The following is a 13,060-nucleotide window of genomic DNA, read 5'->3' as shown; positions in this document are numbered from 1 at the left end:
GGTCTGGCCGTATATTTTCCATTTTCTGGTTCGATCAATGTGTGAAGACGTTTGATGACTTTCCCTCGCGCAACAGGATCCATTTTATGAATATCATCAACTAAGATAAACCCTCGAGGCCCATTTTCTGATGCTAGAAAATTATCTAAATGTTCTAGAATTCTATCAATATTTATAGAATTGTTTGCATATGAATTGCCGCCGTAACTTACTTGTCCGGCCTCACCACCTTTAATGATAAATGCCTGAGCATCTCTATTTATATTTGTGGCGTGGTGATTGTCACTCAAATCATAGACTTTCAAATTGAGTGCCTCAAAAAAAGCTAGAACTAAAGAGGTTTTTCCTCTTCCGGTTGGTCCCATTAAAATAAAGGAAGCAGAAACTGGACGAGTTGGATCTTTTCTTGTTTGAGCTCTTAATCGATCAATAATTTTCCCCGCAAGGTCAGCTGATGCTGTATATTGAGTACTAAGTAAATCTTGCATAAAATTTTCAGATAAAACTCTTACTAGTGGATCGTCACTGGGTAAAACATCTTCGTTAAGTGGTATATCAAATTCATTGTAGAGGATACCTTCAACAAAAGACTTATCAATAACTCGTCTTTTTCTTAATTTCTCAGATGAAATCATTAATTGCCCAATGGTTTTTAAAATAACAGTAAATTTTTCAATTGCATTATCATTTGAATCTCTGGACAAATCATTAATTCTATTTACAAAGTATTCTGCAATTTTTCTTTTAACCTTTTGTTTTTCGATGTAGGAATTTTCTTCCCATTTTTTAAGATGTTCTTTATTTACAAGTCCTTTTAGATTGTATTTGTAATCAATTTCTTCAATTGTTTCCCTTTCAAAAATTGATAAAATCATCTCAACTTGTTTTTCAAAAGTTGGAGGTTGAATCTCTCGGACATGAAATGATTCAAAAAAGCCATGTTTTACCTCTGTCTTCATTACATCATTTTCGTAAGATTTCCACTCTTCAGGAGTAGCTATAAAAAGGGTTGAAAAAGTCCTTTCTTCTTCAGAAAAATAATCTCTCATTTCTTTTAGGGGAATCTCTTCACCTTCTGTCTTGAGAAGGTAGAGTGCATGAGGAAGAACATTCTTTATTTTTACTTCTTCATCTCCAGTTAGTGCTGAAATTTCATCAGAGTTAAAACCAACTTCATCTTGTAATCTAATTTGTGGGTCTTGTTCATCAGTGAACCGATTATAGAATTGTTCAAGAGTAGTGAGATCTCCAAGAACAATACTTTTCATTCTTTTCTTTTTACTTTGCTCGACAATTCCTTTCATTAATTCAATAAATGATGTTTGACTTTCAGTTTGAGTGTTCTCGTCTCCAAAATAATAAAGATCTAGTTGGTTATTTTTGATTGAAAACTTTCCTTTAGAAGATTGCCATATAGAATAAATAACAGTTTGCAAGTATTCTTTAAGTTTTGCTGGAACTATCAATATATGATCTTGTCCATTTACTTCTGCGGATGCTAAGGTTTCTAATAAGTCTCTTATTCCTGGAAATAAATCACTCTTATACTTCTCATGCCCATAGTAAGATATATTTTTAAAATGTGTTGGTGCTTTATCATTCAACTGTGGATTAAATTTAGGAATTAAATAATTTCTAAGTCTTTCATATTTTTGGTTAAAAATTTTACTTTTTTCAGATTCTGAAATTGAGTTTAATTGTAGTTTTTTGTCTTCATCACTTAGGTTTGGGTAAAGTATTTTACCAGTTCTTAAACTTTTGACTATAAATTTTTTATCAGTATCTATGATATTAGGATTTTCTATCCAATAACTTTTTCCATTCTGATCAAATTTTACTCTTTCCATCAAATGGTTTTCTTCAATGTACAAATCACTTATAAGAACAGGATCAAGCTGTTTCATGAAGACACTTTTATCTTTTGCATCTACTTCAAATTTGACAGGGAAAGAATATATTTTCCAATCATTTTTCTCCCCATACTCATTTGTTTTTCCGTATGAAACAATTAAAGACATATCTGTAAATTTACGATCTTTATGATTTAAGATTTTAATAAACTCAATATCAGAAAGTTTATATTCTTTAGGCAATTCAATAACAGCAGGAGAAATTCTGGTTTCTTTATCAGATTTTATAGCAAGTGTAAAATATAGAGTGTAACCTTGCTCACCCTTTTTATAGGTTGAATCAAGTGCAAACACATCTCCAAAAACATTTGCTCTGACTTTGGAGTTAGTTCCTTTTGCATTTGGGTCATTTAATTCAACAACGAATGAAGATGTATCTTGTAAAAATCGTTTTTTATCTGCGTCTAAAAATATCAATTCACCTGGTAATTTTTTTGCATTAAATTTGAAATCGTCATTTGTTGAATAAACTGCTGTTAATCTTTCAGTTAAAGAATCATCAGCATATTCTTTATAAATTAAATACTCATTGATCCGAATACTATTCTTTGGTCTGATATATCCAATTTTTATATTGCTATTTGGGCCTTCATCTTTTGAAGTAAGCAAATTAATCATTGGTAAATCTTTATTTAACTGCTGATCATATGCTGATTTTGTATTTTGCGGACTTGTAATATTGTCAAAAAGAAATCCACCGTCCTCAGATTGATGAAATCTATATTTAAGATCATGTGAGTAGAAATTTGATAACTTGTTTTTTATAAGTTCTGGAATTGTGTAAGATTTTTTAACTAAAAAATTTAAATTATTATGACTATTAGACAATACAAATTGTAAGAAATGATTTCTAGGGATATTATTATAAATCATTGAGAGAACCATCGTGTATTGTCCTCCACTTTTCTGATAGAAAAAATTTAGTTCTTGGATATTTGACATTTCATCTATCCCTGGAATTTTTATTTGATGAACAACTCCTTGACTTGGAGAAATAACATATAATTTATTATTAATTGGTACTAAACTAATTTCTTCATGATGAAAGATTCTTGCCCCAAAATCTTTTTCACTCAAAATTTCTAAATCCCCGACGATCTCTTCAATTAAATTGTCCTTACTATTGAATATTTTGACTCTATTGGGCGAACCACTAATTCCATAAATATACACAATTTTACCATCTCTAATTCCATATTCCTTTGAAATTTCCTTAACAGGTAGATGGATATCATTTGTTTGAATATCCCACATAGGTAGTTTTTTAGGATCTACGGCCTGAGACATCGGACCTAGATTTTTTGCACGTATGAGCTGCTCTCTTATTTCTTTTGATGCTTTTTCTTTCAATGTCTCATTATTAATTATTTTATTTAAAACTCTCTCTGAAATATATTTTGAATTAATTGGAGATATTTTTTTTAATTCAGTGTCATTCATATATTTATAATTCAAAATAACTGGAGACGATGTTAGTTTCAGTTGGCCTGTTTCACTAGTTTCCAAATTAGCAACAAAAGTGACTCCATCGCCAACCATTTGAGGGGAATCAAATTTAACGGATATAACAAACTCTTGGCCACTTGAACTCAATGTCGACACAAAAGCACTGACATTTTCAGCATCAGTTATTTTTTGCAACGAAATGAGATCTCTAGAGAGAGGATCATAGAGTTGATTGCGATCTACTCCGATCCTTATATAACTATTTTTTTCATTTGAATCCGACTGGAAGTTATATAAAACTAACTCTCCATCGATAATTGAGATCATTTCATAAGATTGACTATAACCAGAACTATACTGGTCAAACTGAGCGACGATTGGACCTTTGGCCTGATAATAAAAAAGAACATCTCCCTTTAAGGCCAAATGCCAATCTTTCGAACCTTTTTTACGAACATAAATACCTTTTTCTTTTCCATCAAATTCTGTCTCGACAACCCTATAGGCCTCACCATTATGTACTTTGTCACGAACAATAGTCTCACTTCCAAGCAATGAAAGTGAGACTGACATAAATATACATACAAATTTTACAATTCTCATATTTAGAAACACACAAACCCCCATAATTAAATACTCTTTCTCTCAGTCCTAGATTGAAAGAATACTAATCGTTTGCTTCCGCTTCTTTTCGCTCTTGTTGATTGCGAAGTTGAATGGCAGTTTTTACACAATGTGGACAGTAACCATGTTTTTCTGACATGTGATGCACCAGTTTCTCTGTCGTATTGGCCGTATCGGAATCAGTTTTATTTCCACGAAGATAATCACCAATTGAAAATAGACTTACAGACTGACTTGCTTTTTTCGCTATCCATTTTTGAACTGCTCTCATAAGCGCTGGGTCTTTGCTGTCATAAAGACTTGTATTTCCCCGTCTGGCCTCTTCCATATGAAACGCTGTAATTTGTTGGATATTCAGATTATCAAATTCGTTATCAAAATAGATTTTACCAATCTCTCTTAATCTTTCTTGTTCAACTTCCTCTGATTTACCTTGACTCAAATTGAGCATATCTTCTACGACTTCGCGATAGATTCTATCTGCTGAACCATGTTCAACGTTTAGACTGCTAAAAACATCACCATTAACTTTTGGCAAATAGATTTTCTCCGCAATCTGTGCAGCAATTCCTTCCCACTCAATTCTTTCTCTTGCGTCTTTTGACTTTATTCTACCTTGCATGAGGAGGTCTTTAAAAACCGATTGAACAATAAAGATATCAAGACATTTATTATTTCCTGGCTCCAGTGCTCTGTTTACTGATTCAATTATCCAATCCTCAGCATCCCTTTGTGAAATCCCAAAATTTCCCTCCATAAGCAGCACTGATAGATTTTGAAGCTCCTTACCTTCCGCAGCTGTAACAGAAGGCATATCTCCTAAATAGTACTGAATTCGAGTAACAATATTTTTAAATAAAGGCTTGTTTATAACATCATAATTTGCTTCTGCACTTGCTTCAGAAGGATTTGTATTTGCTCTTGTAGCGACTAATACTTGCCCGATATAGTCTATTACATGTGGAGCAACATGAATTTGGTCTTCACCTTCCCCAATGAATAGTTCATATCTATCAGCAGGTGTTTTGGGTTTTTCACCAACTTCAGCTCTGGGCCATAGTTCACTTAAATTCGCGGTATGTATCTCATTTTCTTCTTTTGATCTCTCACCTTCACCAAGTTTTCTCATAAAGACTGGCTGTTTCGCTGATAGAACTGTAAGCTTGGCCGCACTTGTAGGACGAATAAGCCATAACCATCTTTGCTCAGAAAAACGATCTAATTGTGCCTTCCCCCCAGTTCCATTTGCATCTGCAAGTACTTTTTCAACTGATTCAAAGTTACTTGCAGCAAAAATATTTGTATCTAGAGGGGTATCAGGAGCTCCTCCCACAACAAGTTCTCTTTCTTGAGTGATGTGAAGGGCCATATCTCTTAGTTCACTCGGATTTCTAAAAAACTCATCTAAATAAAGTGCCCCTCTATTTGATCTTAAGTATTGGCCATCGTAATTCCAATTTAAAGGATGATTTGAACCTTCTCCAGATTTGAAAGCAACTAATGCATTAGGAGAATTATATAAATCAGCTTTGCTATATTCTTTACCTTGAGCATTTACTTTTCCTGAGATTTCTTTTTCAACTCTGATAATTTCAATGTGCTTATCTAGAATATCGAGATACTCCTCTTCTGTAATCGCTTGATTGCTTTTTCCTTTTTGGTGATGTGCTACAATAAACTTCACTATTTCCGCAGAGAATGGCGACGTTTTGTAAACAGGATTTGGAGAACTATCAATCATCTCCTTAACTGCAGGAGAAACAAATTCTAAAACAGCCTTTTGCATACCTGGAGGTAAAATTGTAAAAGGCGAAGAATTCATTGGATCAACTCTTTCTGGATTTACTTTCGAACCTATTTTCAAAAGAAATCTGTGAAGATCATCTATTTCATGCAAGTTTTTCCACTTAAAAGTGAAAAGTTTGAATTTATCATTGTTTGAACTATACCATTTTGTCCCTGCTGCAATAATTGAGAGGATTTCTGATTTACCTGTTCCTGCAGGCCCGATGAGAAGGGGGACTTTTCTATTTCCGCTATTGGAAGCTTTTATTTGGTTAACAAGATTATGAATATTTCTTTCGTTATCAATAATCATTCTCCCATCTGTTTTCTCAGTACCAGAGGAAAAGAAAGCATACTCTCTTACTCTGCCCTCACCAGGAATATTTTTTTCAGTGAAACCTGCCTCTTCAATCATCGCTTGTAAAAACTGTGCTGCTCCCATAACGTTTACAGGACTTTTGTAGAAAACATTTTTTTCTTTATTGGCAACAAGAAGATCAGAAAGTTTGTAAGTTTCTAAACGCATCGAAACATCTTTCATGACTTCTTTTGAAGTCTTAGAAATGAGTAATTTTTCGTTACAATCCTTTGTAAAAGCTTCGCCTGCCTGTCCAATCCCTGAAAACAAGCAAAAACAAAGCGCTGTAGTAACCTTCAGTACTGGACGATCTGGGCCCAATTTATTCAAATAACGCATTTATTTCCCCCTGGCACTTACACTAAATGAAGACTATTTAAAAATAGCTGAAAGCAAAGCCTATAGACAGCCTGAATGATGGTCAAATAAATTATTTTGAGAAATAAATATTATTAATGCGCACCATGATTAAACAATATTCTATGAATAAAATACCCATGCAGTGCAATGTCAGACGAAGTTATTTTTTTTATTGGTCAAATTTTGAACTAAAGAAATAAAAAAACAGGCCAATGGCCTGCTTTTATGTATTGATAAAATTTTAATTTAAAACTAGAGAGCTTCCTCTTCATCATCGAAACCAGCTTTCGGTCCTCCACCAACTCTTTTGGCCTCAAAAGCAATGTCCATATCGTCATCATTTACGTCTTCAGAAATGTCATCAAAGTCGATTTCATCTCCATCAAGGTTAAGCTCTTTAAGAACTCCAAAGAATTTTTTATCAGTCGATAAATCTTGTAAAATTGTCTCAATTTGTTTGATTGGATATTTATTTACCAAGTCTTGAATATACGATTGGAGCTTACCTTCACTTAGAATTTCATGTCTTTCTTTAATATCCGTCCAATTTGCAATGTAGTGAAGTCTGCAATATCCCGAAGTGGTGGCCGGATTATCACAGCCTTTCTCAATGCAATCATCATTATCGCTTTGAAATAAATCCAATTCACTTAATGAGGCAAAAATATCGTCTAGAGAGTAATCCCTTGCCAGATTAATAACTTCTTCTGCAATATTTTCCTTGATTTCATCAACAATTTCTCCCTCTACTGGGATATTCACTTGAGCTATAACTTCTTTTTTTTCTGGAGTTTCATTAACAACAGCTTTCGCTGGAGTTTCAATAACTACACTTTCTGCTTCTTGTTTTTTGGTTTGAGTATCTTTTTTATCTTGAACACTTTTTTCAATAGTTTTGTAAGTAGGCTTCTTTGCAACTGTTTTTTTAACTGACTTTTTTGAAACTTTTTTTGTCTCTTTTTTTTCAGTTTTTTTAGTAACTTTTTTTGATACCTTCTTATTTAGTTTTTTCGTTATTTTTTTAGTTACTTTTTTTGCTGTCTTATTTGTTGGCCTTTTTGTCGTTTTTTTAGCGACCTTTTTTGCGGGTTTTTTAGTAGTTTTCTTGGCCGTTTTCTTAGTAATTTTCTTCGCAGTTTTTTTTGCTGCCTTTTTTGTAATTTTTTTCTTTGTTTTCTTGGCCATAGAAAAATTCTCCAGTAATTTTTTAAATACCACTTAAATGTCCTGTATTGATAATAGGCGCCATAACCTATCACCTATTAGTTTCATGGTCAATATATTAAGCCGTACTCATGAGTATATCAGATTTCTTTTAACTCGTTTGCAGCAATAACTAACCTTTGAACCTCTGAAGTTCCTTCATATATTTCAGTTATTTTAGCATCGCGAAAATGTCTCTCTACAGGATATTCCTTTGTATATCCGTTACCTCCACACACCTGAATGGCCTTTGTTGTAATCCACATTGCGGCCTCTGAAGCAAAAAGCTTGGCCTGCGCGCTAGTTTTTGAATAATTTTCACGATTATTTTTTTTCTCACTTGCATCTAGAATAAGTAATCTTGCAGCGGCAATTTTTGTACTCATATCTGCCAGAATAAATTGTATGGCCTGAAGTTGTGAAATGGGTTTGCCAAATTGTACTCTTTCATTTGAATATCTAATTGCATAATTAAAAGCAGCTCTAGCAATACCTAAGGCCTGAGCAGCGATGCCAATACGTCCACCATCTAGGGTGCTTAGAGCTATATTAAAACCTTTGCCACTTTTTCCCAATAGATTTTCTTTGGGAACTTTGACTTTGTCTAAAAAAATCTGCGCGGTAGAAGATCCTTTAATTCCCAACTTGTCCTCGAGTTTCTGAACTTGAAAACCTGGATCACTTGTTTCAACTATAAAAGCACACATGCCTTTGTGGTCATTTGTTTTTTCTGTTTTAGCAAAAACAATTGCAATGTTTGCTTCTTTTCCATTAGTAATAAAGTTTTTAGTCCCTGAAATGACAAAATGGTCACCTTTGTCCTCTGCAAATGTTGTTAAAGAACCAGCATCTGATCCAGCATTGGGCTCACTAAGACAAAAACAGCCTATCCATTCACCACTGGCCATTTTTGGTAAATATTTTTTTTTCTGTTCTTCGTTGCCATATTCAAGTATTGGAAAAATACTCAATGAGTTATGTGCAGAAACAAGTACACCTGTGGAGGCACATCCTCTAGATAGCTCGTCCGTAATGATAGAATACGCTATATAGTCTAAACCAGCGCCACCATATTCTTCAGGAACAAAAACTCCAAGAAACCCATTTTCAGCGAGCTTTTGATAAATTTCTTGAGGAATTTTTCCTTCTTCATCAATTTTCTTTGCCAAGGGGGCCAGCTCCGAATCTGCAAATTTTGCTGCAAGATCTCTAATTTCAGCGTAATCTTTTTCAATACTCATGGAATCACCTTATCTGATTGTTAATTAATACTCGTAAAAACCTCGACCTGACTTTCGACCTAATCGTTTGGCCAGCACATACTTTTTAAGTAAAGGACAAGGTCTATATTTAGTATCCCCCAGTCCTTCGTGAAGAATTTCCATAATTGCTAAACATGTATCGAGTCCTATGAAATCAGCAAGCTCTAAAGGTCCCATTGGTTGATTGCAACCAAGTTTCATTGATTGATCAATATCTTCGACACTGGACAGACCTTCATATAAAGCATAAACAGCTTCGTTGATCATAGGCATAAGTATTCTGTTTACTGCAAATCCTGGGAAATCTTGAACAGAAATAAAAGTTTTTCCCATTTTTTCGGCCAGTGTTTTCACACTGTTAAAAGTTTCATCGGAAGTTTCTAATCCTCTGATACCTTCAACCAGTTTCATTACTGGTACAGGGTTCATAAAATGCATCCCTGCGACTTTGTCAGCTCTATTGGTTACGGCCGCAATTTCAGTTATTGATATTGAGGACGTGTTTGTTGCAAGAATACATTCTTTTTTTGCAATTTGATCTAAACGTTCAAAAATTTTGAATTTGATTTCTTTATTTTCACTAGCAGCTTCGATAATAATGTCACAATCACTTAAATTGTCGATAGAATCTTCTGCGATGATGAGTCCGAGAGTGTCTTCCAAGAATGCATTATCCCATTTTTCTTTATTTACGCCCTTTTGCATTTGGTTACGTATAAAATCCATTGCATTATTTAGACTCTCTTTAGATACATCGTAGACATATGTTTGCAGACCAGACATGGCCGCGACTTGGATAATTCCTCGTCCCATTTGCCCTGAACCAATCACACCAACCTTTTGTATTTTCATAAGAACACCTTTGTTTTTTGCTAATGGCCAAATATTTTTAGTATATAGCATTAGAACTCTTACAAGTCGATATTTACAGATATAAAACAGATAGCGCTGGTAGTCATACACACATCTACATATCTCTTAAATAATTCTTGCCAACAAAGACTCAATATCATACAAAAGGCGCTGTAATTGTGGCATTAATTTAATGTGAAGGAGTTAGCTGTGGCAAACCACAAGTCTGCGAAAAAAAGATCAAAACAAACTATTAGTAAAACTGCTAGAAACAGAAGTAGATTATCTGAAGCTAGATCTGCAATTAAAAAACTTAGAACTGCGATAAGTGAAAATGATAAATCGAAGGCAACAGGCCTATTGACTGAGGCGCAATCGCTTCTTTCAAAAATGGTTAGTGCTGGAATTCTCAAGGCAAATAATGCTGCAAGAAAGACTTCTAGACTAACTTCTCAAGTTAATAAAATTTAAGTTTTGATTATCAATACATTTTAAAAATCCTCTCTTTGAGAGGATTTTTTTTGTTTTAAAGAAAGTTAAGAAAAAACTTTAAAATACTTAAGTCTTAGCTCTTCAACGAACAAATCATTTAGTTTAATTTTCGTTTCAAGGTCGCAGAAAAATTGCATCCCCTTAAGTAGTTCTCCAGATTTCCAAACTTTCGAAGCATTCAAAATTTCTTTATCGTATTTTGATTGTCTAGATTTTTTCTCAATAAAGGATGGATCTAAAATTTTAAATATATGTCCTTGCATAAAGTAACAAAAACTTCTTAGTGCCTCTGTATCATTTTGCCATTCTAGAAGCTCTGTAAAAAAATCTTTCATACGCTTTTGAGAGAACATGCTGGCCAATTTAAATTGGTCGTAATTCGTCTTTTGAACAATCTCTTTTACTTCTTCGAAGGTTAGATATTTACCTATTGTTGCATGTTTTAGTGAAATCATATTCAATGTAGAATATAACTCTGAGACATTGTTTCCTAAATTATCGCTTAGAAAAGTTTTTATTTTTAAATCTAAATTGAGGTTTAATTCGCTGGCCAGAAAATCAACAAATTGTAAACTCTCCCAAAAACGAGGGGGCGTAACCTCATAGAAATAAGAATTTTCTTGTTTTAATCCTGGCCACGATGAAAAAAATTTAGTTATTTTTGTAAATGAAAAGAAGATAAATCTATCGTTATCCCACCGCTTGCGTTCACTTAAAAATTTTATGACAGCAGGACTGAGCTTTTCACAATGTAAAATAAGAATAGGAAACCGATCTTGAAAAAGACTCAATGTAAATAATTCTGTTTCAAGCCAATCCACGCTAACTTCAGACCCAAGCTTCACATTGAATTTTTGGCCCTTTAATGCTCTGTCATGTACGCGATTGAAGAGGACTTTTTCAACGATAGGATCAAAAACATGGTAGGCATAGACGCCTGGTCTGTCTTGATAAATAAAATCACGATGAGTACTAAGAAAGTCCCACGGAAGCCACTTAGAAGACATTAAAAACCCTATTCTTTAAGCTTTCTGAAAAATTAAGAACAATATTTTCGATTGCTTTATTCGTGTTATATTTTGAATTTGTATAGTTTACAACACCGCCAAGATCAACATCATAGGATTTATTTGAGTTATGTGTTCCTCTAATCGAATAACTTACGGAACTTGTTAAATCGAAATGTTCGCTAAATACATATCTCACAGTAGGCACAGAATTCTTATTTGAAGATTTGAGAGCGTATTGGATATCTTCTTGGGTAGGTTTAAGAAGCATGGACAACTTCAGGTCAAGATCGATGATACCTGTTTGTTTTACGACAAAATCATCTCGTTCGCCAATTGAGTTAGAAATCGATTTATCATTTTCAGTGTAAAAATCAGAAGAAGATTGAGAAAGAAGAGAGTCTATATATTTTCTATGAGATTGAGAAAGATGGCCAACAACAATCGCATCGGCATTTAGGTCGTAAGTTATTTTCACCTCCAGTCCATCATATTTTCTGAAAAGTTCATAAATAGATGCTGTTAAAGAATTGCCAATGAGTGGATAGTGAGAATTATTTTCAATGGGGCGTATGTGAACAGTTTTAATTCCATATTCGGAAAATGGGCTTGTAAAATAGCGTACTCTTCGCCCTGCACAAGATGAAGTCAGAATAAGCATAAATAATATAATAACTCTCCGTCGCATAGGCCTCCACTGGTCTTGATACAGGCAAAAATTAGCATAATTTAATCAATCGGGATGCTAAAAAATATACATTTTTTGTGTTAGAGTCGACTATGAAAAGAATTTCAGACACATTTAGTCAAAACGAATTTTTCGACTTTTTTTTTCTTATAGAGAGATGGGATGAGATTGTTGGACCTAGAAATGCTGCTCATACACTTCCTTTAAAAAATGAATTTAAAACATTAGTTATTTTATGCAATCATAGCGTATTTGCTCAACAATTAGCGCTCTTGGAAAGGGAAATTCTTTCACAAATTTACAAAAAATTTCCAAAACTTTCCAAAAGTATCAATCGATTAAAGTTTCAGTATAATCCAGCTTTTTTTGAAAGTCGTAAGGCCCTTATAAATAAGAGAATAAAGAAGAAAGAAATTATTCCACAGAGAGATCATTTGTTCTCTCCTAAAAGAATGAGTTTGGAAAAACAGGCAAAAGAGTTGTTTAAAGATCTTGAAGATGATGAAGTCAAAGAATCGCTAATAAGTATTTATATCCAAAAAAATATAGATTGCTAATGTAAAAATCAGACAGAAATACAATTGATAAACATTTTTCCTATCGGGTGAACCTCAATTTTTTTATCCAATAAAGCTCTAGGTAATATCAGATAACCAACTCCTGTATGACTGAGATGGGATCTAACAAACGAAATGAGATCATCATCGGTAAAATTAACTTGATGTCTGCAAAGATGTTTCTTTAGATTGTCACAAGCTCTGCCATGTCCTTCTCTAAAGAAGGGAGGATTGCTAAGAATTAAATCAAATTTTTCATTTGTTAAAAAATCTTTGAAGTCGTTGAATACTACATTTACTCTAATACTCGAATCTAAAAATTTTAAATTTAAATTTAGATGCTCAGAAAATTCAGTTTGTTTTTCTAAAAAAGTTATACTTTCAATAGAGTTACCTTTATAACTTCTGGCCATTTCTATGCCAATAATTCCGTTACCACAGCAAAAATCAAGGACATTTTTAATTTGTATCATATTGGTATTTTTCAAGATAAACTTCACAAGTTTAATACTGTCT

General features: G+C 33.4%; 10 protein-coding genes. 2 read left to right on the top strand and 8 right to left on the bottom strand.

Features of this window, described 5'->3' with window-relative positions:
- The 5 genes from H6622_18115 to H6622_18095 all read right to left on the bottom strand — a co-directional run.
- Positions 1 to 3,971, bottom strand: a 3,971-nt coding sequence (locus H6622_18115) for a hypothetical protein (GenBank protein MCB9063445.1), incomplete at its 3' end; no start/stop codon positions are given.
- Between the two features lie 52 nt (positions 3,972 to 4,023).
- A complete protein-coding gene (locus H6622_18110) occupies positions 4,024 to 6,462 on the bottom strand; it encodes a hypothetical protein (GenBank protein ID MCB9063444.1) in 2,439 nt (812 codons plus the stop codon).
- A 273-nt stretch (positions 6,463 to 6,735) separates the two neighbouring features.
- On the bottom strand, positions 6,736 to 7,668 hold the full coding sequence (locus H6622_18105; protein MCB9063443.1) for a hypothetical protein: 933 nt from the start codon (positions 7,666 to 7,668) through the stop codon (positions 6,736 to 6,738).
- 119 nt (positions 7,669 to 7,787) lie between these two features.
- On the bottom strand, positions 7,788 to 8,927 hold the full coding sequence (locus H6622_18100) for an acyl-CoA dehydrogenase family protein (GenBank protein MCB9063442.1): 1,140 nt from the start codon (positions 8,925 to 8,927) through the stop codon (positions 7,788 to 7,790).
- A gap of 24 nt (positions 8,928 to 8,951) precedes the next feature.
- Positions 8,952 to 9,800 carry a 3-hydroxybutyryl-CoA dehydrogenase gene (locus H6622_18095; protein ID MCB9063441.1) on the bottom strand — a complete coding sequence of 283 codons (849 nt, stop codon included), beginning with the start codon at positions 9,798 to 9,800 and terminating at the stop codon, positions 8,952 to 8,954.
- 210 nt (positions 9,801 to 10,010) lie between these two features.
- Here H6622_18095 and rpsT point away from each other — a divergent pair, with 210 nt between their 5' ends.
- Positions 10,011 to 10,271, top strand: coding sequence for a 30S ribosomal protein S20 (gene rpsT / locus H6622_18090; protein MCB9063440.1), 261 nt, complete (start codon positions 10,011 to 10,013; stop codon positions 10,269 to 10,271).
- Positions 10,272 to 10,336: 65 nt separating this feature from the next.
- Here rpsT and H6622_18085 read toward each other — a convergent pair whose 3' ends face one another.
- Positions 10,337 to 11,299 carry a hypothetical protein gene (locus H6622_18085; GenBank protein MCB9063439.1) on the bottom strand — a complete coding sequence of 321 codons (963 nt, stop codon included), beginning with the start codon at positions 11,297 to 11,299 and terminating at the stop codon, positions 10,337 to 10,339.
- A complete protein-coding gene (locus H6622_18080) occupies positions 11,289 to 11,987 on the bottom strand; it encodes a hypothetical protein (protein MCB9063438.1) in 699 nt (232 codons plus the stop codon). The genes H6622_18085 and H6622_18080 overlap by 11 nt, the downstream gene beginning before the upstream one ends.
- Before the next feature lie 92 nt (positions 11,988 to 12,079).
- Here H6622_18080 and H6622_18075 point away from each other — a divergent pair, with 92 nt between their 5' ends.
- A complete protein-coding gene (locus H6622_18075) occupies positions 12,080 to 12,544 on the top strand; it encodes a DUF721 domain-containing protein (protein MCB9063437.1) in 465 nt (154 codons plus the stop codon).
- Between the two features lie 8 nt (positions 12,545 to 12,552).
- Here H6622_18075 and H6622_18070 read toward each other — a convergent pair whose 3' ends face one another.
- A complete protein-coding gene (locus H6622_18070) occupies positions 12,553 to 13,017 on the bottom strand; it encodes a methyltransferase (protein ID MCB9063436.1) in 465 nt (154 codons plus the stop codon).
- Positions 13,018 to 13,060: the final 43 nt, after the last annotated feature.

The organism is Halobacteriovoraceae bacterium, assembly GCA_020635115.1.
In the GTDB taxonomy this organism is placed as follows: Bacteria; Bdellovibrionota; Bacteriovoracia; order Bacteriovoracales; family Bacteriovoracaceae; genus JACKAK01.
The sequence above is the reverse complement of the archived record's forward strand: the minus strand, read 5'-3'. Positions and strand labels throughout refer to the sequence as shown.

Coding starts and splice junctions, on each gene's coding strand:
- H6622_18105 (MCB9063443.1), bottom strand. CDS start 7,668: ATGGCCAAGAAAACAAAGAAAAAAATTACAAAAAAGGCAGCAAAAAAA.
- H6622_18070 (MCB9063436.1), bottom strand. CDS start 13,017: ATGATACAAATTAAAAATGTCCTTGATTTTTGCTGTGGTAACGGAATT.
- H6622_18080 (MCB9063438.1), bottom strand. CDS start 11,987: ATGCGACGGAGAGTTATTATATTATTTATGCTTATTCTGACTTCATCT.
- H6622_18075 (MCB9063437.1), top strand. CDS start 12,080: ATGAAAAGAATTTCAGACACATTTAGTCAAAACGAATTTTTCGACTTT.
- H6622_18110 (MCB9063444.1), bottom strand. CDS start 6,462: ATGCGTTATTTGAATAAATTGGGCCCAGATCGTCCAGTACTGAAGGTT.
- H6622_18085 (MCB9063439.1), bottom strand. CDS start 11,299: ATGTCTTCTAAGTGGCTTCCGTGGGACTTTCTTAGTACTCATCGTGAT.
- H6622_18095 (MCB9063441.1), bottom strand. CDS start 9,800: ATGAAAATACAAAAGGTTGGTGTGATTGGTTCAGGGCAAATGGGACGA.
- H6622_18100 (MCB9063442.1), bottom strand. CDS start 8,927: ATGAGTATTGAAAAAGATTACGCTGAAATTAGAGATCTTGCAGCAAAA.